This window comes from Streptomyces sp. DT224 (genome assembly GCF_049844595.1).
Lineage (GTDB): Bacteria > Actinomycetota > Actinomycetes > Streptomycetales > Streptomycetaceae > Streptomyces.
Genome location: NZ_JBNCLI010000008.1, coordinates 314,316 through 336,718 on the forward strand (window position 1 = coordinate 314,316; position 22,403 = coordinate 336,718).

Sequence of the window (22,403 nt, forward strand, 5' to 3'; positions counted from 1 at the left end):
TCGTGCCACCGCGACCGCGTGCGTGAATAGCGGCCTGAGCTGCGGATGTCTCCTTGCCGGGGCGTCCTTCGAGAAGAGAATTCTTTCCGAAAGAATGGCGAAGAGTTGACATGAGCATGGCCCTCTACGAAAACTGTGGCCCATCGGATGACGGAAGTCCGTCGGTCGGCCGCGCGCCGCGTGGCCGGGACGACGGTGGATCGTTGCGGTTGCGACGACCACCGGGCGGTCTCGCCGTGGTTCGTGCAAGGCCGCGGGTGGCAGAAGCCGCCCGCCCCCCACCAGCCTTCATCGGGAGATCCCATGCAGCAGGACGGCTCGCAACAGGACCAGATCAGGCAGGACCCCGCTCCCTTCGTCGGCATGAGCCGACGAAACTTTCTCGGCGGCGCCGGCACGGTCGCGCTCGCTACCGCGTCCGGGCTGCTGCTGCCCGGAACCGCCCACGCCGCCACCACCATCACCACCAGCCGGACCGGCACCGACGGTATGTACTACTCGTTCTGGACCGACGGCGGCGGCTCCGTCTCCATGACCCTCAAAGGTGGCGGCAGCTACAGCACCCAGTGGACCAACTGCGGCAACTTCGTCGCCGGCAAGGGCTGGAACACCGGTGGGCGCAGGACGGTCCGCTACAACGGCTACTTCAACCCGTCGGGCAACGGCTACGGCTGCCTCTACGGCTGGACGTCGAACCCGCTTGTGGAGTACTACATCGTCGACAACTGGGGCAGCTACCGGCCCACCGGTGAGTACAGGGGCACCGTTTCCAGTGACGGCGGCACGTACGACATCTACAAGACGACGCGGTACAACGCACCCTCCGTCGAGGGCACCCGCACCTTCGACCAGTACTGGAGTGTCCGGCAGTCGAAGGTGACCAGTGGCTCCGGCACCATCACCACCGGCAACCACTTCGACGCCTGGGCGCGCGCGGGCATGAGCATGGGCCAGTTCAAGTACTACATGATCATGGCCACCGAGGGGTACCAGAGCAGCGGGAGTTCGAACATCACGGTCAGCGGCTGAACCTCTGGCAGGCGAACGACCGGTTGCGCGTCCCGTCTCGCGGCGGAGTGCGCAACCATGGTCAACGCGTCACCGCGGGAGCGGCCCGGCCGGTGCGGAACCCAGCCCCTCCCGCAGCGGCCGGCCGCCTTCCGCCCCGCGGGTACGGGTTCCGCCACCGCGCTCGCACAGGCCTCGACCGGTCGCGGGGGCCGGTGCACAGGGCGTCTCAGCCGCTACATGGAGCACAATCAGGTCATCGGAGTCCACGGAAGCCAGTACGTCTTCACGCCGCCGACCCAGGAGCGGCCAGTTCGGCGGCCAGTATGTAAGCGCCTGCCAGGGCCTGGGATCTACGGCCCGGTTCCCGCCGCTCCGGCCCCATCCGACGCCTGACGCTCTGCGTCGGGCGTCCCCGGGGATGGCTCGCCCCGGCTGCCCGCCCCAGTTCCGCGGCTTCATCGCCTCCTTCGTACCCGGACGGCTCCCACGGGGGCTTCCCTAGGCCCGACAGCCGTGCGTTTCAGGTCATCGGCACGGTCCGGGGCCGTCGCCATCGTCACCGGGGCAACCGTCAACCTCCGGGATGTTGTGGCGGTCGGCGTCGTCTGGGGAGCCGGGAAACGCCCGGATTCCGGGAGTTAGCCGCAGGTCAGCGGTGTGTTCCGGTGCCCCCGGCTGGTGGCTCTCCTGGACTCGGCGGCCGCGTGCACCGGGAACCCTGGGATCTCAGGGCTCCCCGCGTGAGCGGCTGTGCGTGGCGTCAGCGTGCGAACTTTTCGATAGCCGCCGGGGTGACGGGGGTGAAGAAGTTGACGAGGTTGCCGTCGGGGTCACGGAACAGCAGCGACCGGTTGCCCCAGGGCATCGTGGTGGGCTCGGTGACGAAGCCGGTCAGGTTCTGGTGCACACGGTCGACGTCGTCGACGAGGAACTCGGTGATCACGCTGTGGTTGTCCGCCGGACGGGCAGAGCCTGGGGCGAACAGCGGGACGGTGCGGGTGCCGGCGATCGCGAGGGTGGCGCCCGGGGTCTTGAGCTCGCCGATCGCCTCGCGTCCTACGCCCGCCAAGCCTGACAGCGAGGGACCGATGTCAAGAGACGGCGCAACCAGGCCCCATTCGACCGGCCAGTAGCGACTCGGCCATGGGCAGATTGGTACCGTCGCTGAGCGCTCGACGGCGAAGTCGGCCCCCGGGCAGACTCACGGCACGCGCCTGCCCGTCTTTCACTCGCTCGCCCCCACCGGGACACGCACGCGGTGAGCGATCTCCTGGAGCGCGCCGCTTCATCCAGCCAAGGCAGCTGACAACCTGCGGCAGTTTCTGGAACTACGAGAGGGAACCCTGACCCGGTTCATCGCCGACCGCGAGCCAGGATCCCTGTAGGTCAGCCCGCAGGGATCATTCTGTTACGAGTAGGACCGCCGAGCGGAGGCGCGGTGCCTCTGGGGGCGCTGTGATCGTCTGGTGGGCACGCGGATAATCTCCTGCTGTGATCGGTTCTTTTCCTCCGCGTGCCGTGGTGGTCCTGCCGGGTGGGTTGGGCGGCCCGTTCGCCCCGTTGCCACTGTTCGCTGGTTCGGCTGCCGAGGCTCGAGGCGCGCAGGTGCACCGTGCGTGGTGGCAAGCACCGGCCGACCTCCAGCCTTCGAAGCGTGCTGAGTGGGTCCTGCCGCGAGCGGCCGAGGTGGTCGACGTCGCGGCAGCCGCTGTCCCCAGGGGATCAGTGCTCGTTGTCGGTAAGTCGCTCGGGAGCGTTGCAGCCTCCCTCGTGGGCGAGCGTGGATTCCCAGCCGTATGGCTCACCCCCCTGCTTACCGACCCGCAGGTAGTGGCGGGGCTTCGCGCCGCCCGAGCTCCGTTCCTGCTCGTCGGGGGAACTGCGGATGTGTTGTGGGAGGGAAGGCTCGCCCGCGAGCTCACGCCCTTCGTTCTCGAAGTCGACGGCGCGGACCACGGGATGGAAGTCCCGGGGCCCCTTGCTGCTTCCGCAGCTGTGCTCGGCCATGTAGCGACCAGAATTGAGCAGTTCCTCGACGAAACCGTATGGCCCGGAGCGAGCTGAAGCCCTCCAGAGGCCGCTACGATTCGCCCCGGTGCTGCGGGCATGGCCCTGCAAGCCATGATCCCCTCGACGAGCCCGGTACCGGGGTGGTCCGAGGCACCCGCAGGGGTGTCCAGCAGGGCGTAGCCGACGATTGTGTCGCGCAGCGGTGCCGACACCCACAGCTGATCGATCCGGTCGTCCGTCGCGGTCTTGCGCAGCAGCTCCTTGTCTCCGCGCTCCTCGTACAGCTTCTGTGCGGCGTCGCGACGAACGGGTTCAGGCGCGCGCTGGTGAGCGTGAGTGGAGCGGGCAGGCCCACGTCGAATACCGCGACACCGAAGCCATGGAGCGTCTCCTGCGCGAAGTCCGTGTTCCAGAACTTCCACCGGCCCATCGTCTCGCGGCGGTAGAGCAGCGCCGGCGGATAGCCAGAGCTGGACGGCGGGATCGGCATCGCGTCCATGTCCAGGTCGGCCATCGCCTGCCCGAGTTGCCGGTGCTTTCCCCAGTCGACAGCCTCCTGGACCAGGAGGGAGTTGACTTGACGGGCGCCGACCCGCTCCGCGGCGCTGCTGATGCGCTGAGATCGGCGCGTCGCCCGTTGCGGGCGTGGAGCGACGCCGCGTACTCGTACCGGAACCCGCCCGGCCTTCTCGTACGGCTCCCGGTTCACGGTGAGCCCGGGAATGATCCGGACCGGCTCCCTGTGCGTCATCCCTCTCGCCTCGGTGGGCCGTCAGCGTAGACGGGCGCGGCGTCCGGCCCAACCGGTTCGCACGGTCCGCTCCGTCAGGTGATCAGCCGGTCCGGCCGACCCGGAACGTCGTCGTGTACAGGCGTTCCTCACCCGGCTGCAGGAACGTCATGGATCCGCTCTCCCGGGCCGCGGCCTCACCCTGCACATGGTGCGTGGAGGGCTCGAAGCCCACGGCGTAGGCGCCCTCGCGCAGGTGCATCCACTGGAAGAAGGACGGGAACTGCGCCTGGTCGTACTCCAGCTCGAAGTACATCCCCAGGCGGTCGTTGACCAGCCGGGGCCGTACCGAGCCGTCGGCGTCCGGTTCCAGTTCATGCTCGTAGACCTGCTCGACGAATCCGGACAGCGGGCCCGGCATCTCGGTGTTCAGCACCCCCTGTTCGGCGACGCTGTCGCTCTGCCAGAGCGTGCGGCGCAGCGGCATCTCGTAGCGCGCTCCCTCGTCCAGGAAGGGCCAGCCGACGTTGATGTGGTAGAGGAACATGTGCGGTGTGGGGTCGAAGCCGGCGTTGCGCACCCGGTCGATGAGCCGGATCTCCGTGCCGCCGAGATCGGCCTCGATGCGGCGGGTGAGCCGCAGGTGCTCACCGAAGATCGCGGCCTGGCGGACCTCGCCCTCCGCCCAGAGGACGCAGTGGTCCTCGTCCTGCCACTGCTCGCCGTAGCCGGTGAGCCGGGCGGGCAGGTTGCCGACCCGGCCGTGCAGCGCGTGGGAGGCGGTGCGGCGCGGCGGGTAGCGGTACTGCGAGGCGTCCACCTCGGCGCCGAACAGCGTGTGGTCGAGACCGGCGGTGAGCAGCAGTCCCGAGAAGCTGCGCATCATCGACAGGCCGTCGTCGTCGCGGTACTCGTGCAGGCCGGGGTGGCGGAACCCCGTCGCGGAGCGCCAGCCGAACCCGCGGCCCAGGAACTCCGCCCCGCCGATGTCCATGGCCCGGTCCACGAGCACATCGAAGGAGAGTCCGGCGCCGGTACGGAACTCCAGCGTGCGGATGCCGCGTTCGGAGCCGTCGTCCAGGACGACGGACCGCACACCGCCGGCGGCCGAGACGTCGCCCGCGTGCCGGGCGAGGGCGTGACGGTCGTAGTCGCGTCCGTTCAGCTTCACGCCATCACCCACCCTCCGTTGACCTCCAGGCACTGGCCGGTGACGAACGAGGAGTCCGGTCCGGTGAGGAAGGAGACGGCCGAGGCCAGCTCCTCCGGGCGGCCGCGCCGCTTGAGGGCCTGATGGTCGAGCACATGCCGGGTGTAGGCCTCGGGATCGTCGTGGATCTCCTCGGCCGCCGTGGGGAACGCGCCGGGGGAGACGCAGTTGACGCGGATCTCCGCAGGCCCGAGCTCGCGGGCCAGTGCGCGGGTGAAGGCGACGGCCGCACCCTTGGTGGAGATGTAGGCGGCGAGCGAGTCCCAGCCCCCGTGCATGGTGATCGAGGCCACGTTCACGATCGCCCCGCCGCCCGTGCCGGTCATACGGCGCGCTGCCGCCTGAGCGGCGACCCAGTAGGCGCGCTGATTCACCGCGACCACATTGTCGTACTCCGCCAGCGGCACATCAAGGAAGGGCCGGCTCGGGTACACGGCCGCGTTGTTCACCAGGACGCGCAGGGTGCCCAGCTCGGACGTGGTCCGTTCGACGGCCGCTTCGACCGCCTGTGCGTCGCGCAGGTCGGTGGTCAGAGCCAGGACACGGGCACCCGACTTCCGTACCTCCTCGACCGTCTGCTCCAGCGACGCGGCGTCGCGGTCGAGCAGGGCCACATCGTGCCCGTCGGCGGCCAGGCGGGAGGCTATGGCGCGTCCCAGGGCGCCGCCGGCGCCGGTCACGAGTGCTGCTTGCGGTTGACTCATCGGTGGTTCCCATCTTCCCGGTGCCGGCCGGGCGCCGCGGGGCGGATCGAGGCGTTGACACTGCGAGCGGGGCCCGCATAGCGTGAATGTTAGCGCTGCCGGTAGCGCTAACAACAGGGCTCGGAACAACAAATGCGGCGGCGGCGCGGCGAGTTCCCCTCTCTCGCTCCTCTTCTCCTCCCTCCTCTTTCAAGGAGTCCCATGACGACGCCTGACAAGCCCGGGATACTCAGCGGGTACCGGGTCCTCGACTGCTCCATCGCCATGGCCGGCCCGTTCGCGGCCCAGCGGCTCGGCGACCTCGGGGCCGACGTGGTCAAGGTCGAGCCGGTCACCGGGGAGTGGCAGCGTCATGCGGCAGCGGGAGGCGCGGGCGGCAACCGGATCAACGTCTCCTTCCTCTCGCTGAACCGCAACAAGCGCTCCCTCGCCGTCGACCTCAAGGACCCGGACGGCAAAGAGGTGCTCCGCCGGCTCGTGGCCGACGCCGACGTCTTCCTGCAGAACTACCGCCCCGGTGTCGCCGACCGACTCGGCGTCGACTACTCGTCGCTGGCGGAGATCAACCCGTCGCTCGTGTACGTCTCCATCTCCGGCTACGGCGAGGACGGACCCTACGCTCAGCGCCCCGGCCAGGACCTGCTGCTCCAGGCGATGTCCGGCGCCATGCTCTCCGCGGGCCGCGCCGGCGAGGCACCGCAGGCCGCGGGCCAGTACCTCGTGGACGCGGTCACCGCGTCCACCGCCTTCGAGGGGGTGCTCGCCGCGCTGCTCCACCGCGAACGCACCGGTGAGGGACAGCTCGTGACGGTGAACATGCTGGATGCCGTCACCACACTCCAAATGCAGGAACTGTCGGTGCACACCGTGGGCGGCCTGGAGCAGAACCGCTCCGGCGAACCGCACGCACATGTCTACATTCGCGCACCCTACGGCGCGTTCGAAACCGCCGACGGCTACATCGTCCTCGCCTTCCCGCCGCTGAAGACACTCGGCGAACTCCTCGGCGAGGACAGCTTCCTGTCCATGGAGGACGAGGAGCACGGCTGGACCCACCGCGACGAGCTCTTCTCGCGCACCGCCTCCCAACTCCGCACCCGTACCTCGCGCCACTGGCTCGACGCCTTCGAGGCCGCGGGCGTATGGGCCGGACCGGTCTACGGCTACGCGGATCTGGTCGACGACCCGCAGATCCGCCACAACGGCACCTTCATCACCTACGACCACCCCACCGAGGGCCGTGTGAAGGTGCCCGGATTCCCTTACAAGTTCTCCGCCACGCCGCCCCGCATCGACCGCGGCGCCCCGCTCACCGGCCAGCACTCGCGCGAGATCCTGGCCGAGGCCGGCCTCGGCCAGGAGGAGATCGAGGCGCTGTTCGCCTCCGGCACCGTGACGGAGACCCAGTGACCTACGCCGGACTGACCTGGGACCACCCGCGCGGCCACGACGCCCTCGCCGCGGCGGCCGGCGGCCTCGTGCACTGGTCCGTCCAGCCGCTGGAGGGTTTCGAGTCCCATCCCGTCGACGAGCTCTGCGCCCGGTACGACCTCGTCGTGCTGGACCATCCGCACCTGGGGGAGGCACTCGCCTCGGGCTGCCTCCGCCCGCTGGATGATCTCTTCGGCAGGGACGAACTGGACGGCTGGCGTGCCGGCTCGATCGGCCCCACCATGCACTCGTACGCGATGGACGGCAGGCAGTGGGCCCTGCCCCTGGACGCGGCCACCCAGGTCTCCGCGACCCGCGCCGATCTCGCCGGGGAGCCGCCCACCACCTGGGAGGAGGTGCTCGGCCTCGCGAGCCGCGCGCCGGTGGCCCTGTCGCTCGCCGGACCGCACGCCTTCCTCACCTTCGCCTCCGTCGCGGTCGCCCTCGGCGAGGAGCCGGCCACTGGCCCCGGTGAACTGATCAGCGACGCGACGGGACGTGCCGTCCTGGACCTCATGGCCGGCATCGACGCCCGCGCACCCGCCGGTACGCGCACGCTCAACCCGATCGGTCTGCTGGAGCTGATGGCGGGCACCGACCGCCTGGCGCACTGCCCGTTGGTGTACGGCTACGTCACCTACGCGGACCGGCTGACGTTCACCGACGCCCCGGCCGCCCGGCCGGGGGGACGGCCGGGCTCCACCCTCGGCGGCACCGGACTCGCCGTCAGTTCCCGCTGTACCCCCACCTCGGAACTCCTTGACCACATCCGCTGGCTGATGTCGCCCTCCGCCCAGTGCGGTTTCCTGCCCCGGCACAGCGGGCAGCCCAGCGCACGCGCCGCTTGGACCGACCCGGCGATCGTCGCAGCGGACTTCTACCGCCGGACCACCCGCACCTGTGAGCAGGCGTGGGTCCGCCCCCGCCATGCCGGCTACATCGCCTTCCAGAGCGCCGCCTCCGCCGTCGTCCGGGACGCACTGGCCGGCGGGACCGGCCATGGGGCGGCAGTCGGCCGGCTACGAGCCCTCTACCGCGCGAGCCGGACCACGAAGGAAGCAGGACGAGCATGACCGACACCACCAGCACCCCGCCCGACCTCGGCACCGGACACGTCCTGCTCAACGTCGCCGACCGGGTCGCCACCCTCACGCTGAACCGGCCCGAGAAACTGAACGCCGTTACCCCCGAGATGTCCCGCGCCCTGGTCCAGGCCGTGCAATGGTGCGACACCACGGACGACGTTCGCGCGGTGATCCTCACCGGTGCGGGCGGGCGCGCCTTCAGTGCCGGATCTGACATCCGCGAACTCGACGGATACCGCACCCCGTGGGAGTTCCGCAATCGCGTCGACTACTGCGACGCCATCCGCGAGGCCCGGACGCCCACGATCGCAGCCGTCGGCGGCTACGCCCTCGGCGGCGGGCTGGAGACCGCGCTCTCCTGCGACATCCGGATCGCCTCACGGACGGCGTCCTTCGGAGCGCCGGAGATCACACTGGGCTGGATCGGGGGCGGCGGCATGGCGGCCTTCCTCAGCCGCGCCGCCGGGCCGAGCAACGCGGCACTCATGCTGCTCACCGGCGACCGCATCGATGCCGCACGGGCGCTGGAGTGGCACCTGGTCAGCGAGGTGGTCGCCCCCGACGAACTGCTCGACCGGGCCCGGGCCCTCGCCGCGGTAATCGCCTCCCAGGCCCCCGTGGCGGCGGAAACGGCCAAGATCAACCTTCGGGCGGCCGGGAATCTGCCCGAGGACCAGGCTCTCGCCTACGAACGGGACCTGCAGACCATCTGCTTCGCCACCGAGGACGCCGCCGAAGGCCGCCGCGCGTTCGCCGAGAAGCGCCCGCCCGTTTTCCGCAAGGCCTGAGAGCGCCCACATTCCGCAAAGCCTGAGAGGAACGACATGACCCAGTGGCCCGACGCCGCCACCACCCTGCCCGACGACGGCACGGAGGGGGCCCTCGTCGGCCGGGTCTGGCAGCCCGGCACCGGTCCCTGCGTCGTCGCCGTCCGCGACAGCGGTGTGCACGACGTGACGGCGGCCTTCCCGACCGTACGCGACCTCTGCGAAACCCCCGATCCGGCGGCGCAGCTGCGCACGGCCGACGGCGAGCGCCTCGCCGGACTCGACGAACTGCTGGGCAACACGCCGCCCGAGACACGTGATCCGGCACGTCCCTGGCTGCTCGCCCCCGTGGACCTTCAAGCGGTCAAGGCCGCCGGCGTGACCTTCGTGGTGTCCATGCTGGAGAGGGTGATCGAGGAACGTGTGCGGGGCGAGGCCTCCGGCGCCGCCGAGGTGCGCGAGCGGATACGCGGCCTCGTCGGGGACGATCCGGCATCCCTGCGGCCCGGCTCCGCGGAGGCCGCCGCGCTCAAGGAACTCCTGGTCGCCCGGGGGATGTGGAGTCAGTACCTGGAGGTGGGCATCGGGCCCGACGCCGAGATCTTCACCAAGGCCCCCGTGCTGGCCGCTGTCGGCACCGCGACCGATGCCGGGGTCCTCTCCACCTCACGGTGGAACAACCCCGAACCGGAGATGGTGCTGGTCGTCTCCTCCGCGGGGGAGGTCGTGGGCGCGACTCTCGGAAACGACGTCAACCTCCGTGATGTGGAAGGACGTTCGGCACTCCTCCTGTCGAAGGCGAAGGACAACAACGCCTCGGCCGTCCTGGGGCCCTTCGTGCGGCTCTTCGACGCGTCCTTCGGGATGGACGACGTGCGGAAGGCGGCGGTGACCTTGACCGTCGAGGGCGAGGAAGGTTACCGACTCGACGCCGTGTCCTCCATGTCCGCCATCAGCCGCGACCCACTGGACCTCGTCGGTCAGCTGATCGGACCGCACCACCGGTACCCCGACGGTGCGGTGCTCTACCTGGGCACGATGTTCGCCCCCGTCGAGGACCGTGACGCCCCGGGCCAGGGCTTCACCCATCACGACGGAGACCTGGTCACCGTCGCCACGCCCCGGCTCGGTTCACTCGTCAGCCGGATCAGGCCGAGCGACGCCTGCGAGCCGTGGACCTTCGGAATCTCCGATCTGATGCGCTCCCTGGCCGCACGAGGAGCCCTGTGACGCCCGGCGAGCCGTCCGCCCGGCGCGGCCGGGCGGACGGCCCGCCGGCGGACGCAATGGATATCGTTTCGGATGTGACCCAGCCACCCCGCCGCCCACGCAAGCGTTCCGCCACCCGTTCGGTGACCCTGTCGGACGTGGCGGCGGCGGCCGGGGTGTCCCCGCAGACGGTCTCGCGGGTCGTGCGCGACCCGCGGTCGGTGCCGGACGAGACCCGGGCCAACGTCGAAGCGGCCATCGCGGCGACCGGCTACGTGCCCAACCTCGCCGCCAGCAACCTGGCGTCGAACCGCAGCCGCACGGTCGGTGTCCTGGTCCCGCAGATCAACGCGTCGGTCTTCGCGGACACCGTTCACGCCTTCTCGACCGCCCTGGCGGCCCATGGCTACCAGATCTTCGTCGGCACGACCGACTACCGGGCGGAGCACGAGGAGGACGTGCTGCGGAGCTTCCTCGGCAGGCGGCCGGACGGACTGCTCATGGTGGGAACCGACCACACCCCCGGAACCCGTGCCCTGCTGGCCGCCGCGGGAGTACCCGTCGTGGAGACCTGGGGCTGGTCGGACGATCCGGTGGACCTGCTGGTCGGCTTCTCCAACGCGGCGGCCGCCGCCGCGATGGTCGGACACCTCGTCGAGCGGGGCCGGCGCCGGATCACGTTCGCCGGGCGGCACACCTCCGGCGACCTCCGGGCCGCCGAGCGGCTCGACGGCTACGCGACCGCTGTCCGTGAGCTGCTGGGCACGGCTCCGCGCACGGTGGACGCGGGCCCGGAGCCGGTCACCATGGACACCGGCGTCACGCTCCTGGACCTTGTGCTGGAACGGCATCCGGACTCCGACGCCGTGATGTTCTCCAGCGACGTCTTCGCCGCCGGCGCCCTGCAGGCGTGCGTACGGCGGGGGATCGACGTCCCCGGCACGCTGGCCCTGGCCGGCTTCGGCGACTTCGAGCTGGCCCGGCATCTCGTCCCCTCGCTCACCACGGTGGCGGTGCCCGGCACCCTCATCGGTGAGCTGGGGGCCGAGTTGCTGCTGGAGAGGATGCGAGGCAACCCGGTCGGCGATCCGCACCGCGACGTGGGCTACCGGGTCGTCGCCCGCGGCAGCTCCTGACGCGCGGTGTGCCGCCCGGGCCCGGGCGGATTCTGCTGAGGCGGGGGGCGGCCGCTCGCCGGCGCGCCGGCCGCCCCCGGCCTCAGCGTGCCGCCCAGACCAGGCCCCGCTCGACCATCTTCGCGGTCTGCGGCACCTCCAGGTCCGCGACGCGGTGGCCGAGGGTGCAGACGAAGACCCGGCCGGCGCCCCAGTGGCGCGTCCACACGACGGGAAACTCGACCGGCTCGTCCCACTGGCCGCCGTCGGGGGAGAGGACCGAGGTGGCCAGCACCGTGTTCAGAGTGTCCGTCAGCACCCAGTAGTGCTCGGTGAGGACGTCGAAGTCCCCGATCCCCTGGGTGATCTCGCCGTCCCGCTCCGGCAGCGCCGTGATGCGGACGGTGAAGTCCTGGAACCCGTCCGGGTGCCACAGGAACCGTCCCCCCACCATGCGCAGATAGCGAGCGGCGGCGACATTCGTTCCGATGACGCCGCCGTGCCAGCCGGCGAAACCCGTTCCCGCCTCCACGGCCGAGACGAGTGTGTTTTCCTGAAGGGGTGTCAGCTCGCCGCCGGACCAGGAGTGGACGACGAGGTCGGTTGCGGCGAGCAGGTCCGCGTCCTCGTACACCGAGAGGTCCTCGGCGACGGATACGTCGAAGCCCGCGCGTTCGAGCCGGGGAATGAACATCCCGGTGCAGCCGACCGGGTCGTGCCCCTCCCAGCCGCCGCGTACCACCAGGGCGTTGCGCTGACTCACTTGGGATTGCCTCCGTACGGTGTCGGTTGTCCCTGCGGCTCTCATGGCTCCGCTCGGCCGCTGCCGGGTGGAACCGCGTTCGGTCGATTACTGCTGGATCCCTCAACATCCCATCCCTGAGTGCGAATTGAGCACCGGGGAGTAACCTGGCGCCAAGCGCTCCGGGCCTTCCTGTGGTCACGCTCCTCGGCCGGGTGTTCCCGTCGTGGCCGTGAACCGGGACCCAGCGACATGCGTCGCACCCCGCCTTCGGTTGGAGCGTGTCGCACGGTGGTGACGGGCGAATCCGGCCCCCCGGAGCTCTGACCGGGCACGTCCCGAAGTGCCTTTCGCGGGCGCTCCGTTCGGCCCCGGGCGTGCTTTCGCCTCCGGAGTGGTGGCGTGACCGGAAACCTTGGTCATCACTTATGATACGAGTGATGACCTTAGCATGTTCCGCTAGCCTTGAGCCCTCGGACAGCGGGGACCGGGCACACCTGCACACACATTGGGAGTCGCTGACCAGATGAGTAACCCATCCGCGGACGCCGTTGCCGTGTCCCCCCGACAACGGCGTCGGCCTCCCCTCGCCGCCGCCGTCGTGCAGAGCCTGGCGACGGCCATCGTGCTCGGCGAGTACCCGCCCGGAACGGCGCTGCCTTCGGCGGGCGTCCTGTGCGAAGAGTACGAGGTGAGCCGCACCGTCATCCGCGAGGCGACCATGGCCCTCTCCGAGAAGGGGCTCGTCGCGACGCGCCAGGGTTGGGGGACGGTCGTGCTCGACCAGGAGCAGTGGAGTCTGCTCGACCCCCTGATCCTCGACGCGCTCTTCCAGCGGAAGGACCGGCTGGTCTTCCTCGACAACCTGATCGAGATCCGGACGACGCTCGAGTGCGCCATGTCCGCCCGCGCCGCCCGTCTCATGGACGACACGCAGGCGGCGGCGCTCTCGGCCAAGCTCGACGAACTCGCGGCCCTGCGAGGCGACCCGGAGGCCTACTCCCGTGCCGACATCGAGTTCCACGAGATCATCCACCGTGCGTCGCGGGACGCGTTCGGGCGGGCCATCGTGTCGAGCATCCAGGGCAAAGCCGTGCGCTACCCCCAATACAGTGGCGATCCCACACGTGAGCACATCGAGCTGACGCACGAGGCGCACGCACGGCTCGCGGCCGCCCTGCTCGCCCAGGACGCCGACGAGGCGGCCGAAGCGATGCGGGACCACATCACGTCCTCCTGGGAGCGCCGGCGACCGCCCGGCACGTCCGGCGCGTGACGTGCGCCGGGGCATCCGCGAGCGGTGGATGCCCCGGCGCGAGGAGACGGTGTCACCCGGCGGCTACCGGCGAACGGCGTCCGTCTCGCGGTTGGCCGGCCGGCCGATGCCCTGCGTCGTGACGCTGCGGTTCCACTCCCGGACCCACGCGGCCCCGTACGACCGCGCCACCGAGCCGGAGGACGAGAACGTGAGCGTGTCGGGGTCGAGGCCGGTCTCCGCCACCGAGGAGGCCAGGACGGGGTTGGTGTTGACCCGGTCGCTCCACCGCGACAGGCTGTACCGCGAGGCCGGCTCGGCGAAGTCGACCTTCGTCTCGATGAAGCTGCAGCAGCCGACGATCACCGCGTGGTCGATCTCGACCCGCGACGGCACCCAGACCGAGTCGGGATCCTCCCACACCGTCGCGCGGCTGCAGCCGTTGGTCCCGGCCGTGGTGTAGACGGCGGTCGTGCACTCCTGCCCCGTCGCGGTCACGCGTGGCACGTACCAGTCGGTGATCTCCGGATACGTGATCGGCCTTCCGTCGGAGTACTTCTGCTTCCCGTTCGTGTAGTGCGCGTGCCACGCGGCGACGGTCCGGGAAGTCGCGCTGTACTTCTCGCCCTCGCGGACGTCGAGGAACGTGTTGTAACGGCTCTCCAACACCCAGCTGTTGTCCGGCGGAAGGTGTGTCTCGCCGTTCTTGTGGTATATGCCGCCGTGGCCCACGTGGTCCACCCCGATGAACACGTTGTCGTCCGCGGTATTGCTGTGGCCGGAGTTGAAGTTGACGCCGGACTTCGCGTCGCTCACGACATTGTGGTGGAAGCGGACCCCGGTCGCGCCGTCGTCCATGTACAGGGCGTCGTTGGAACCCCCGATCTTCTCGAAGCGGTTGTAGGCGATCTCGTTGCCCAGGTAGGTGAAGTCGCGGCCGGCGTAGACGACCCCCATGTCGCCCGCGTTCTTCACCACGTCGTAGAAGTGGTTGTGGTTGACGCGCATGTCATTGCCCATGATCTGCACGGCCATGTGCGGGGCGTGGTGGACGTAGTTGTACTCGAACGTGTTCCCCACGCCGTACATGTAGCCGGCCGGGGTGTATGTGGCGAGTTTGGAGAAGCGTGTGATCTCGTTGTGCCGGGCGACGTTGTTTCCGCGTGCGAGCGTGGCACGGTCGCCGCCGCCGAGCAGGACGCCTCCGCCGCCGAGATCGTGGAGGTAGGAGTTCTGCACGACGTTGTCGTGCCCGCCCTGCACGGTCTCGTAGTCCGGCATGCTGGTGATCGTGTCCGTGGTACGCCCGATCCGGATCGCGTCCATGCTCACGTTGGAGATGTCGACCCCGTCGATGAGGGTCCCGACGGCGTCCAGCAACTGCACACCGCTGATCAGCGACCCGGTCATGGCCAGGCCCCGGACCGTCACGCCGCGGGTGCCGTCGAGCAGCATGAAGTTCTTGTCGAACGTCTGCAGCGTGGTGGTCCTGCCCTCGACCGTCCCGTCCTGGGGCCGGTAGTAGAGGACGTCGTTGTCGTGGTAGCGGTCGATGTAGTATTCGCCGGCCGTGTCCATCTCCGACAGGACGTTGAGCACCTTGACCTTGGTCCAGGAGTCCTGCGGGATGTACATGGAGGGGTACTTCGTGTACAGCTTGTCGCCACTCCACGACAGGATGCGCACCATGTCGTTGGCGTAGTTGTTTCCGAGGTAGCCCGAGAGCCAGCCCTCCGTCTCGGACCTGGTGTTGTCGATGTCCTCGATCCAGCGCGGATCCAGCTGGACCGGAACGTCGGAGTACTCGCCGAATCCGCGGGTGCCGGGATCATCCACCGCGGGCACCGCCTCGGGTCCCCAGGTGCGGTAGCGGTCGCCACTGGCGGCGCGGCCGCCGACCGTGAAGACGGACGGGGTCATGCGCCGCATCTCCTCCGGGCTCCAGGTGTCCCGCTGCCCGGTGTCGGGGACGAGCTGCTTCTTGTCCTCGAACTGGGCGCGGGGCGTCGTGCCGGAGGTGTTCCAGTCGTCCTCCGGACCGAAGCGGGCGTCGGTATCCACGTTCATCAGGTCCCGGGGGCCGTCGGCCTTCCACTTGGCTCCCGTCCCCCACAGGTGGCAGGCGGTCTCCGTGGTGGTGCACGAGGCGCCGTTCGGGTACTCGGCCAGGGTCTGGGTGCCGCCGTCGACGACGAGTTCCGGAGCGAACGGCTGCTGCACCCAGTTGAAGCCGTTCTTGTAGAGCGTTCCCGGGTCGATCCCGTGCGCGCCAAGGTCGAACACCCATACGCCGTCACGCAGTTCCGGTGTGTTCAGGCGGGTGTTGGAGGAGTACCGGGGCTCGGCGAGCGTATCGGCCGAGAGGTCGGTGAGCCGCTGCCACCCGTCCGCCGGAAGTTCGTGCGACCCGGTCAGCGTGACCTTCTCATCGTGGTACGCGGCGTACGTCACCCATGAGTTCTCCTTGCCGCTGAGGCGGATGGTGTCGTCCAGTACATACGTCCCGCCCCGGATGTACACCGTGCCCCGCGCCCCGGGGGAGGTGCGGCCGGCCAGTGCGTCCCGCGCCGCCGTGATCGTCCGCAACGGGGCATCGAGACTCCCGCTGTTCGCGTCGTCGCCGTCGGAGGCCGACACGTAGACCGTGAGGGCCGCGGAGGAGGCCGTCGGGCCGGACGGGGTGGCCGATGCGGTGCCGGCCGCCGGCACGCCGGCGGTCGTCACCAGCGCCAGAGCGACGGAGGCCAGTACGGTCCGTGCCGGTCGTCTCCCAGTTCTCGACATGGAGGAGCCTTTCGTTGGATTCCGTGATTCCGTCCCGGCCGCGATACCCGATCCGCTTCGAGGCGCCCCGGCGTCCGTGAGCGGAGGCCGAGGGGGGCGTCCGGCAGCCCCTGTGCCGCCCGGGTCGGCCCCGCAGGCAAACAAAACATGTATGACATGTGCAGAGTATGACGCCACGTTGACCCCGCACAAGCGTCGCGACGGAACCGGGCGCCGGAGAGCCGTCGCACGAGGACGCGGCGGTGAAGGGCAGCCGGGCGGGGCCGGCGGACGACGGGTCAGTCCAGATGGAAGACCTCCTCCGCGTCCACCCAGCGCTCACCGGGCTCCGCCGAGCCGAGCGGCTGCTGGCAGGGATCGGTGAGGGTCCACCACCGCTGGGTCTCCGGGTCGGCGGCGACGGCGGCCATGTCGGCGTCGTAGTCGTCGCCGGTGTACTCGTAGTAGGCGAACAGCGTGTGGTCGCGCAGGAAGATCGAGTACGAGGTGATGTGGGCGCGGGACAGGGTGTCCAGGACCGGCTGCGGGACCGATCGGTGCAACACCCGGTACTTCTCTTCCTGTTCCGGACGCAGGCGGATCACGGACGCGACACGGCGCGGGGTGCGGGGTGCGGGCATGGCACAGACTCCTTCGTGAGGCGGGCCGCCCGGCCCGCCAACGGCCTCTACCGGCCAGGCGGAAGCGCCGGGCCGGTCGGATCTGGGGAGTGGAATGGGACGGGCGGGCCGGCCGGGGGTGTCCGGCCGGCCCCGCCATCGGGGATCAGCCCTTCACGGCTCCTGCCGCGAGGCCGCTCATGACGTGACGCTGCATCACGACGAAGATCACCAGAATGGGGATCACGGCGAGCAGCAGGGTCGGGAACACCTTGGTGTAGTCCGTCGAGTACTGGCCGACGGCGGCGTACACACCGGTGGTGACGGTGTAGACGTCACTACCGGGGCCGAGGATCATCTGCGGACTGGCGAAGTCGTTCCACACGCTCAGCGAGTTCAGGATGAACACGGTGGCGATGATCGGCCGCATCAGAGGCACGATGATCCGCCACAGCGTGTAGTACTTGCCGGCCCCGTCGATGGCCGCGGCCTCGTCCAGCGACCTCGGCAGCACACGGATGTAGCCGAAGAAGACGAACAGCGTGAACGGGATGGTGGTGGCTGTCATGAAGAGGATGAGGCCGGGCATCGTTCCCATGAGTCCCACGGCGCGGAGTACGAAGATGACCGGCACCAGGATCACCTGGGTCGGGATGAACATCCCCGCGATGAAGAAGAACAGCAGCAGCCGTGAGATCACCTTCGGGGTGCGGGCCAGTACGTAGGCCGCGGGCGCGCACACCACCATGGCCAGCGCGTTCACGCAGAGCACCAGCGCGAGCGTGGTGCCGTACCCCTTGAGAATGCTGAAGTCGGGGTTGTTCCACGCGTCCGCGAGGTGCTTGAACGTCGCGGTGCCGAGGTCCAGGGTGAACGGGTTGCTGAGGATCTCCCGCTGGCTCTTGAAGGCGTTGACCACCAGGAGGTACATCGGCACGAGCATGCCGACGGACGCCAGGGTGACGAACACGACGCGCAGGGCGGCGGCCGTGGTGAGTGTCTTCTTCATCCGATGGACTCCGCGTCGTTCTCGGCGCGCCTGCGCAGGAAGAGGACCGTGAGGGACAAGGCCGCGGCCGCGAGGATCAGCAGCACGGCCTGGGCCGACGCCAGGCCGATCTTCCGCTGGGGGAACGAGGCCGCGAGGATCGAGTAGGCGAGGGTCTTGGTCGACCCCGCGGGACCGCCCCCGGTCAGCGACACGACGACGTCGTACGTCTTCAGCAGCGAGATGCCCGAGGTGATGACGGCGACCGTCACCGTGGAGGCCAGCGACGGCCACGTGACGGCACGGAAGGTCTGCCACCGGCCGGCTCCGTCGAGCTTCGCCGCCTCCAGCAGATCCTCCGGAACGGCCTGGAGCCCCGCCAGGTACAGGATCAACTGCACACCGAACAGGGACCAGACGATGACGAGGATCATCGACCACAGGGCCCAGTCGGGGTCGCTGAGGAAGGGCAGGCTGTCGGTTCCGACCTTCTCCAGCATGGTGTTGACCACGCCCTGGGGCCCGAGGATCGCCTGCCACAGGAAGCCGACGACCAGCGCGCTCAGGACATGCGGGTAGAACATGACCACCCGGCCGAAGGTGTTGAACCGGTTGGTGCGCTTCAGCAGCAGCGCGAGTCCGAGCGCCGCGACGTTGACGACGACCGCGCCCACCACGGCCACCACGGCGGTGATCACCATGGTGCCCGTCATGTCGTCGGAGCCGAAGATGGTGCGGTAATTTTCCAGCCCGATGAACTCAGGGACGCGAGTGGGGAATCCGTTGTACTCGGTGAAGCTGTAGTAGAACGCGTAGATCACCGGTACGACCAGGAGTGCGGCGTAGATCAGCACCGCGGGGACGACCATGCTGATACTGGCGCCCGCGTTGCGCCATCGCCGCGGCTTCGAGGGGAGTGTGCGTGCCATGGTCAGCGGTTCTCGTCGGTCCACTGGTCGATGGCCTTGGCGGCGTCGGCCGGGCTCGCCCCCGTGTAGAGGCTCTGAGCGACCTCGGTGAACTTGGGGTTGAAGCCCGTCACTGGCAGCCGGACGTTGCCCTGGCCCTCGCCCACGGCGACGAGCGCGGGAGCATGGTCGAGAATGTCCTGGATCAGGGCTTCGGTGCCGGTCTGCTCGACGCCGGAATCCTGCCGGAACACTCCGTCGGAGCCGAGCTGAGCCTTGATGGCCGCCGGGTCGGTCACGAGGAACTCCACCAGCTGCTTCGCGCCGGCCTCGTCCGACGCGCCCTTGTGCACCATGTACGGGTTGGCCATGGTGGCGCCCTGCGGGCCGGGATAGCTCTTGCCGTCGGCGGCCGGCGGGGAGAACACGCCCACCTCGAAGGGCAGCTTCCCGGCCTTGGCCAGCGTGGCGGCGAACCAGCTGCCGTTGGTGTAGAGACCGGCCTTGCCGGCGATGAAGTTGCCGTCCGCCTGCGAGGGGTTGAGCCCGGCGTCGCTCTTGGCTATGTAACCGGCGTCGATCCAGTCCGCGTACATCTGGAAGGCTGGCTTGTATGCCTCGCCCACGGTGAGTTTCTTGTCCGTGACGGCGCTCTGCCACTTCGGGTGGAGCTCGTTGAGCGTCGGGTGGTAGATCTGCTGGAGCTGGAGGCCGGTCTGGTAGTCGCCCGCGGTCTGCATCGGCGTGTAGCCGGCCTTCTTGAGCTTGCCCAGATCCGCGGTCATCTCCTTCCACGTGGTCGGAGTCCCGGCGATGCCGGCCTTCTTGAACGCGGTCTTGTTGTAGTAGACGAGCGACTGGGTCTGGGTGCCGACGCCGACGGCGAAGTGCGTGTCGCCGATGGCGTACGCGTCGAACATCGGGGTTCCCTTGGCCCAGGCCTCACCGCTGAGGTCGACCAGTTCCGGAGCCGTGTCGTCGTCCGGGAAGATGGACTGGATGACATCGGGTGCGGTCCCCGCGGCCAGTTGCTGGGGGAAGGACTCGGCGACGGACTTGCCGGTCGGGCCCTCGATCTTCACCTTCAGACCGGTCTTGTCCTCGAACGGCTTGACCAGCTTCTCCCAGTAGGCCCGGTCGAGGTTGTCGGTCAGGTTGACCATCATCCGGATCTCGCCGTCCTTGCTGCCGGACGTGCCGGAGCCCGAAGAGCAGGCCGCGAGGAGCAGCAGCGGAACCACGGCGGCAAGGGCGGCTCCGCGTGCCTTGACCCCTCGGTTGGCAGACATCATTGTCGACTCTCTTTTCCTCGGTAGGGAAAGCTGGTGATCAACGTTCTCTGGACTGCGGGGCGTGCTCCGGTGTCACAGCCGTCCCCGGTAGGGCAGCGGACCGACGGCGGTGATGTCGGTGGGTGCCTCGTCGGCGTCGACGCGGTAGATGCCGTCGTTGGCCACGAAGAACTCGAGCGTGTCCGGATACCGCAGGTCCTCGGGCAGCGGCTCGCGGTCGGTCCAGGCGAAGAACTCCCGGGTGAAGGTGTCCTTGTCCTTGCGGCCGTAGATGTGCAGGTCCCCTGCCGTCAGCGGCGAGCGCACGCACCAGTGGACGCCGGACTCGGCCCAGAAGGCGCGGTCGCTGATCAGAACCGACTGCCGGTCCCTGGGGGCGAGCACCTTGTCCCAGAAGCCGTCGCCCGGTCCCAGCCGCGCCATCAGGAACATCAGGTCGTGGGCGTGCCAGGCGGTGCTGGGTGCGATGTCGGCCTCGTTGTGCCAGCCGCTGGCGGAGGCGAAGTAGCCGGCGGGCGTCTGGTAGCCCGCGTAGGTGGCCAGGCACGCCTCGGTGAACGCCTCCAGCTCGGCGTCGGGGCCCTCGGCCAGCACCTCGTGGATGCCGTAGAGCGTCAGGCCCATGCCCGCGATCAGCATGGGCGTGTCCGTCTTCAGGGCACGGTCGCCCTGGACGTACCAGTAGCGGTGGTAGCGGACGGCGCCGGTTTCGTCGGTCCACGCCGAGCGGGCCACGTGCCGGCACAGCCGCCTCGCCTCGGCCAGCAGCTCCGGATCGCCCTGTGCGCGGTAGCCGAGCACGAGGGGAACGATCATGAGGCCGTAGTACTCGGCCGGCTCCAGGATGCCGCCCTCGGTGCGGTCCCGCACGGTGCGGAAAGTGCCGGAGCTGTCCGCGTCGGGTACGCCGCTGTGGTGGAAAAGGCGGACCAGGGTGGCCAGATCCTCGGGTATCTGCTCCGCGTAGGTCTTGTCGTCGGCCAGCTCCGTGTAGAGCTGCTTGACCCACACCCGGGCGTACTCCTGGTTGCAGGTACCGTCCTCACCGGCCCGGCCGCCCCCGTACATCTCGCACGCGTCGAGATTGCGGCGTACGGCCGCGAGCGCGGCGTCCACCTCGTCGTCGGGCAGCAGATGACGTGCGTGCTTCAGCGCGAGCATCACGCCGAGGCTCCCGACGGCGTTGTGGATGAGTCCGGTGGTCGCCGACTCACCGACCTGGAAGCCGATGTGCCGGTACTGGCCGTCGTCCTGGAACTCTGTGGCCTGGTAGCGCACCAGTCGCCGCAGCAGTGCGACGCCCCGCTCGTCGGGCTGCTGGGCCAGGGCCTGTGCGAAGGCGCCGACGGCAGGGCCGGCGAACGTGGTGTGCCCGCTGGTGAAGTCGAGGAAGGTGAAGGGGTTCGTGCCCCACACGCTGTGGTTGTGGAAGCCGTTGACCGCGCCCTCCTCCGTGATCCAGCTGTGCAGCCAGCCGGCGAGTGCGGCCGTGTCCGGCTCGGTCGTGCGGTGTTCCATGGCGTTCCTTCCGTAGTGGTTGCACGGCCGTGCGGCATCCGACCGCGCGGAGTCGGTGACGTTCATGTCCGTCCCTCCGCGGGAAGCAGGGACAGCGCGGCCAGTTCGTCCCAGAGCGCGTCGGGGACGGTGGCGGTCAGCCGGTCGGCGTTGGTGCGGGACTGGTGGGCGTTCCGTGCGCCGAGAACCACCGAGGTGACCGCCGGGTGCCGCAGGGGGTGGGCGATGGCGGCCTCCGGGAGGCTGCTGCCGTGCCGCTCGCAGACGTCCGCTATCGCTGCGGCCCGGCCGAGCAGTTCACGGGAGGCCGGCCGGTAGTCGTAGGTGGCGTGCATCGGCGGGCGGGGGGCCGCGAGCAGCCCGGAGTTGTACACCGCGGCGGCGACGACGCCGACACCCTTCTCCAGGGCGAGCGGGAGCAGTTCGTCCGCGGCGGAGTGGTCGAGCAGGGTGTGGCGGCCGGCCACCATGACGATGTCCACGTCGCAGCGGCGGACGAACTCGGTGAGCATGCCGGTCCGGTTCATTCCGGCGCCCACGGCCCTGACCACCCCCTGGTCGCGCAGTTCGACGAGGGTGTCGATGCCCGTCGTGGACGCCTCCTGCCAGTGGTCGTCGGGGTCGTGGAGATAGACGATGTCGACGTGGTCCAGGCCGAGACGTTCCAGACTGCCCTCAAGGGACCGCAGGATTCCGTCCCGGCTGAAGTCCCAGCTGCGGCGGGACGCCGCGGGCACCACGAATCCGCCGTCGTCCCCGAGGTGCGCCGTCTGCGGACTCGGCACCAGCAGCCGGCCCACTTTGGTGGACACGGTGTACTGGGACCGGGGGCGCCCCGAGAGAGCCACGCCGAGGCGGCGCTCGGACAGCCCGAGCCCGTAGTGCGGGGCCGTGTCGAAGTAGCGGACGCCGCTTCGCCAGGCCGCGTCGACGGCGCCCGCCGCGTCCTCGTCGCTCGTGACACGCCCGAGGTTGCCCAACTGGGCCGCGCCGAAGCCGAGTTCTGTCAGAGTCGGGGTGCGGGCGGCGGTTCGCGTACGCATGC

At 69.6% G+C, this 22,403-nt stretch carries 19 protein-coding genes; 7 read left to right on the forward strand and 12 right to left on the reverse strand.

What is annotated here, in order from left to right:
* Positions 1 to 303: 303 nt before the first annotated feature.
* A complete protein-coding gene (locus ACLQ2N_RS21995) occupies positions 304 to 1,029 on the forward strand; it encodes a glycoside hydrolase family 11 protein (RefSeq protein WP_425815570.1) in 726 nt (241 codons plus the stop codon).
* Positions 1,030 to 1,771: 742 nt separating this feature from the next.
* Here the strand turns inward: ACLQ2N_RS21995 and ACLQ2N_RS22000 are convergent.
* The 4 genes from ACLQ2N_RS22000 to ACLQ2N_RS22015 all read right to left on the reverse strand — a co-directional run bounded on the left by ACLQ2N_RS22000 (position 1,772) and on the right by ACLQ2N_RS22015 (position 5,665).
* Positions 1,772 to 2,101, reverse strand: a complete 330-nt coding sequence (locus ACLQ2N_RS22000) for a VOC family protein (protein ID WP_425815772.1) — start codon at positions 2,099 to 2,101, stop codon at positions 1,772 to 1,774.
* Positions 2,102 to 2,733: 632 nt separating this feature from the next.
* The gene (locus ACLQ2N_RS22005; RefSeq protein ID WP_425815572.1) at positions 2,734 to 3,018 is read right to left on the reverse strand and encodes a hypothetical protein; all 285 of its coding nucleotides are present in this window, start codon (positions 3,016 to 3,018) and stop codon (positions 2,734 to 2,736) included.
* A gap of 836 nt (positions 3,019 to 3,854) precedes the next feature.
* Positions 3,855 to 4,922 (reverse strand): aldose 1-epimerase family protein, encoded by a 1,068-nt coding sequence (locus tag ACLQ2N_RS22010; protein ID WP_425815574.1) that lies wholly within the window; start codon positions 4,920 to 4,922, stop codon positions 3,855 to 3,857.
* Positions 4,919 to 5,665: an SDR family NAD(P)-dependent oxidoreductase gene (locus ACLQ2N_RS22015; RefSeq protein WP_425815576.1), complete on the reverse strand. Its 747-nt coding sequence runs from the start codon at positions 5,663 to 5,665 to the stop codon at positions 4,919 to 4,921. The genes ACLQ2N_RS22010 and ACLQ2N_RS22015 overlap by 4 nt, the downstream gene beginning before the upstream one ends.
* Before the next feature lie 201 nt (positions 5,666 to 5,866).
* Between ACLQ2N_RS22015 and ACLQ2N_RS22020 the strand changes: the two genes are divergently transcribed.
* The 5 genes from ACLQ2N_RS22020 (at position 5,867) to ACLQ2N_RS22040 (ending at position 11,293) form a co-directional block, all read left to right on the forward strand.
* Complete coding sequence (locus ACLQ2N_RS22020) at positions 5,867 to 7,075, forward strand: CaiB/BaiF CoA transferase family protein (RefSeq protein WP_425815578.1); 1,209 nt, start codon at positions 5,867 to 5,869, stop codon at positions 7,073 to 7,075.
* Positions 7,072 to 8,169, forward strand: coding sequence for an extracellular solute-binding protein (locus ACLQ2N_RS22025; RefSeq protein WP_425815580.1), 1,098 nt, complete (start codon positions 7,072 to 7,074; stop codon positions 8,167 to 8,169). The genes ACLQ2N_RS22020 and ACLQ2N_RS22025 overlap by 4 nt, the downstream gene beginning before the upstream one ends.
* The gene (locus ACLQ2N_RS22030) at positions 8,166 to 8,969 is read left to right on the forward strand and encodes an enoyl-CoA hydratase/isomerase family protein (protein ID WP_425815582.1); all 804 of its coding nucleotides are present in this window, start codon (positions 8,166 to 8,168) and stop codon (positions 8,967 to 8,969) included. The genes ACLQ2N_RS22025 and ACLQ2N_RS22030 overlap by 4 nt, the downstream gene beginning before the upstream one ends.
* Before the next feature lie 36 nt (positions 8,970 to 9,005).
* A complete protein-coding gene (locus ACLQ2N_RS22035) occupies positions 9,006 to 10,178 on the forward strand; it encodes a fumarylacetoacetate hydrolase family protein (protein WP_425815584.1) in 1,173 nt (390 codons plus the stop codon).
* A gap of 74 nt (positions 10,179 to 10,252) precedes the next feature.
* On the forward strand, positions 10,253 to 11,293 hold the full coding sequence (locus ACLQ2N_RS22040) for a LacI family DNA-binding transcriptional regulator (RefSeq protein ID WP_425815586.1): 1,041 nt from the start codon (positions 10,253 to 10,255) through the stop codon (positions 11,291 to 11,293).
* An 82-nt stretch (positions 11,294 to 11,375) separates the two neighbouring features.
* Here ACLQ2N_RS22040 and ACLQ2N_RS22045 read toward each other — a convergent pair whose 3' ends face one another.
* Positions 11,376 to 12,035 carry a ThuA domain-containing protein gene (locus ACLQ2N_RS22045; RefSeq protein ID WP_425815588.1) on the reverse strand — a complete coding sequence of 220 codons (660 nt, stop codon included), beginning with the start codon at positions 12,033 to 12,035 and terminating at the stop codon, positions 11,376 to 11,378.
* A gap of 505 nt (positions 12,036 to 12,540) precedes the next feature.
* Between ACLQ2N_RS22045 and ACLQ2N_RS22050 the strand changes: the two genes are divergently transcribed.
* Entirely contained in the window at positions 12,541 to 13,290 is a 750-nt protein-coding gene (locus ACLQ2N_RS22050; RefSeq protein ID WP_425815590.1) for a FadR/GntR family transcriptional regulator, read from the forward strand.
* Positions 13,291 to 13,353: 63 nt separating this feature from the next.
* Here the strand turns inward: ACLQ2N_RS22050 and ACLQ2N_RS22055 are convergent, their stop codons facing one another.
* The 7 genes from ACLQ2N_RS22055 to ACLQ2N_RS22085 form a co-directional block, all read right to left on the reverse strand.
* Positions 13,354 to 16,053: a right-handed parallel beta-helix repeat-containing protein gene (locus tag ACLQ2N_RS22055; RefSeq protein ID WP_425815592.1), complete on the reverse strand. Its 2,700-nt coding sequence runs from the start codon at positions 16,051 to 16,053 to the stop codon at positions 13,354 to 13,356.
* A 278-nt stretch (positions 16,054 to 16,331) separates the two neighbouring features.
* Positions 16,332 to 16,673, reverse strand: a complete 342-nt coding sequence (locus ACLQ2N_RS22060; protein ID WP_425815594.1) for an L-rhamnose mutarotase — start codon at positions 16,671 to 16,673, stop codon at positions 16,332 to 16,334.
* Between the two features lie 145 nt (positions 16,674 to 16,818).
* Positions 16,819 to 17,661 carry a carbohydrate ABC transporter permease gene (locus tag ACLQ2N_RS22065; RefSeq protein ID WP_425815596.1) on the reverse strand — a complete coding sequence of 281 codons (843 nt, stop codon included), beginning with the start codon at positions 17,659 to 17,661 and terminating at the stop codon, positions 16,819 to 16,821.
* The gene (locus ACLQ2N_RS22070) at positions 17,658 to 18,569 is read right to left on the reverse strand and encodes a carbohydrate ABC transporter permease (RefSeq protein WP_425815598.1); all 912 of its coding nucleotides are present in this window, start codon (positions 18,567 to 18,569) and stop codon (positions 17,658 to 17,660) included. Before ACLQ2N_RS22070 ends, ACLQ2N_RS22065 begins: the two co-directional genes overlap by 4 nt.
* Positions 18,570 to 18,571: 2 nt before the next feature.
* Positions 18,572 to 19,837: an ABC transporter substrate-binding protein gene (locus tag ACLQ2N_RS22075; protein WP_425815600.1), complete on the reverse strand. Its 1,266-nt coding sequence runs from the start codon at positions 19,835 to 19,837 to the stop codon at positions 18,572 to 18,574.
* Between the two features lie 75 nt (positions 19,838 to 19,912).
* Positions 19,913 to 21,358 carry a hypothetical protein gene (locus ACLQ2N_RS22080; RefSeq protein WP_425815602.1) on the reverse strand — a complete coding sequence of 482 codons (1,446 nt, stop codon included), beginning with the start codon at positions 21,356 to 21,358 and terminating at the stop codon, positions 19,913 to 19,915.
* 62 nt (positions 21,359 to 21,420) lie between these two features.
* A complete protein-coding gene (locus tag ACLQ2N_RS22085; protein ID WP_425815604.1) occupies positions 21,421 to 22,401 on the reverse strand; it encodes an aldo/keto reductase in 981 nt (326 codons plus the stop codon).
* Positions 22,402 to 22,403 lie beyond the last annotated feature (2 nt).

Excerpts from the sequence above, each read along its gene's own strand:
- ACLQ2N_RS22055 (WP_425815592.1), bottom strand. The coding sequence starts at position 16,053 with ATGTCGAGAACTGGGAGACGACCGGCACGGACCGTACTGGCCTCCGTC.
- ACLQ2N_RS22080 (WP_425815602.1), bottom strand. The coding sequence starts at position 21,358 with ATGGAACACCGCACGACCGAGCCGGACACGGCCGCACTCGCCGGCTGG.
- ACLQ2N_RS22005 (WP_425815572.1), bottom strand. The coding sequence starts at position 3,018 with ATGGCCGAGCACAGCTGCGGAAGCAGCAAGGGGCCCCGGGACTTCCAT.
- ACLQ2N_RS22050 (WP_425815590.1), top strand. The coding sequence starts at position 12,541 with ATGAGTAACCCATCCGCGGACGCCGTTGCCGTGTCCCCCCGACAACGG.
- ACLQ2N_RS22060 (WP_425815594.1), bottom strand. The coding sequence starts at position 16,673 with ATGCCCGCACCCCGCACCCCGCGCCGTGTCGCGTCCGTGATCCGCCTG.
- ACLQ2N_RS22015 (WP_425815576.1), bottom strand. The coding sequence starts at position 5,665 with ATGAGTCAACCGCAAGCAGCACTCGTGACCGGCGCCGGCGGCGCCCTG.
- ACLQ2N_RS21995 (WP_425815570.1), top strand. The coding sequence starts at position 304 with ATGCAGCAGGACGGCTCGCAACAGGACCAGATCAGGCAGGACCCCGCT.
- ACLQ2N_RS22020 (WP_425815578.1), top strand. The coding sequence starts at position 5,867 with ATGACGACGCCTGACAAGCCCGGGATACTCAGCGGGTACCGGGTCCTC.
- ACLQ2N_RS22035 (WP_425815584.1), top strand. The coding sequence starts at position 9,006 with ATGACCCAGTGGCCCGACGCCGCCACCACCCTGCCCGACGACGGCACG.
- ACLQ2N_RS22065 (WP_425815596.1), bottom strand. The coding sequence starts at position 17,661 with ATGAAGAAGACACTCACCACGGCCGCCGCCCTGCGCGTCGTGTTCGTC.
- ACLQ2N_RS22070 (WP_425815598.1), bottom strand. The coding sequence starts at position 18,569 with ATGGCACGCACACTCCCCTCGAAGCCGCGGCGATGGCGCAACGCGGGC.
- ACLQ2N_RS22030 (WP_425815582.1), top strand. The coding sequence starts at position 8,166 with ATGACCGACACCACCAGCACCCCGCCCGACCTCGGCACCGGACACGTC.
- ACLQ2N_RS22075 (WP_425815600.1), bottom strand. The coding sequence starts at position 19,837 with ATGTCTGCCAACCGAGGGGTCAAGGCACGCGGAGCCGCCCTTGCCGCC.
- ACLQ2N_RS22085 (WP_425815604.1), bottom strand. The coding sequence starts at position 22,401 with ATGCGTACGCGAACCGCCGCCCGCACCCCGACTCTGACAGAACTCGGC.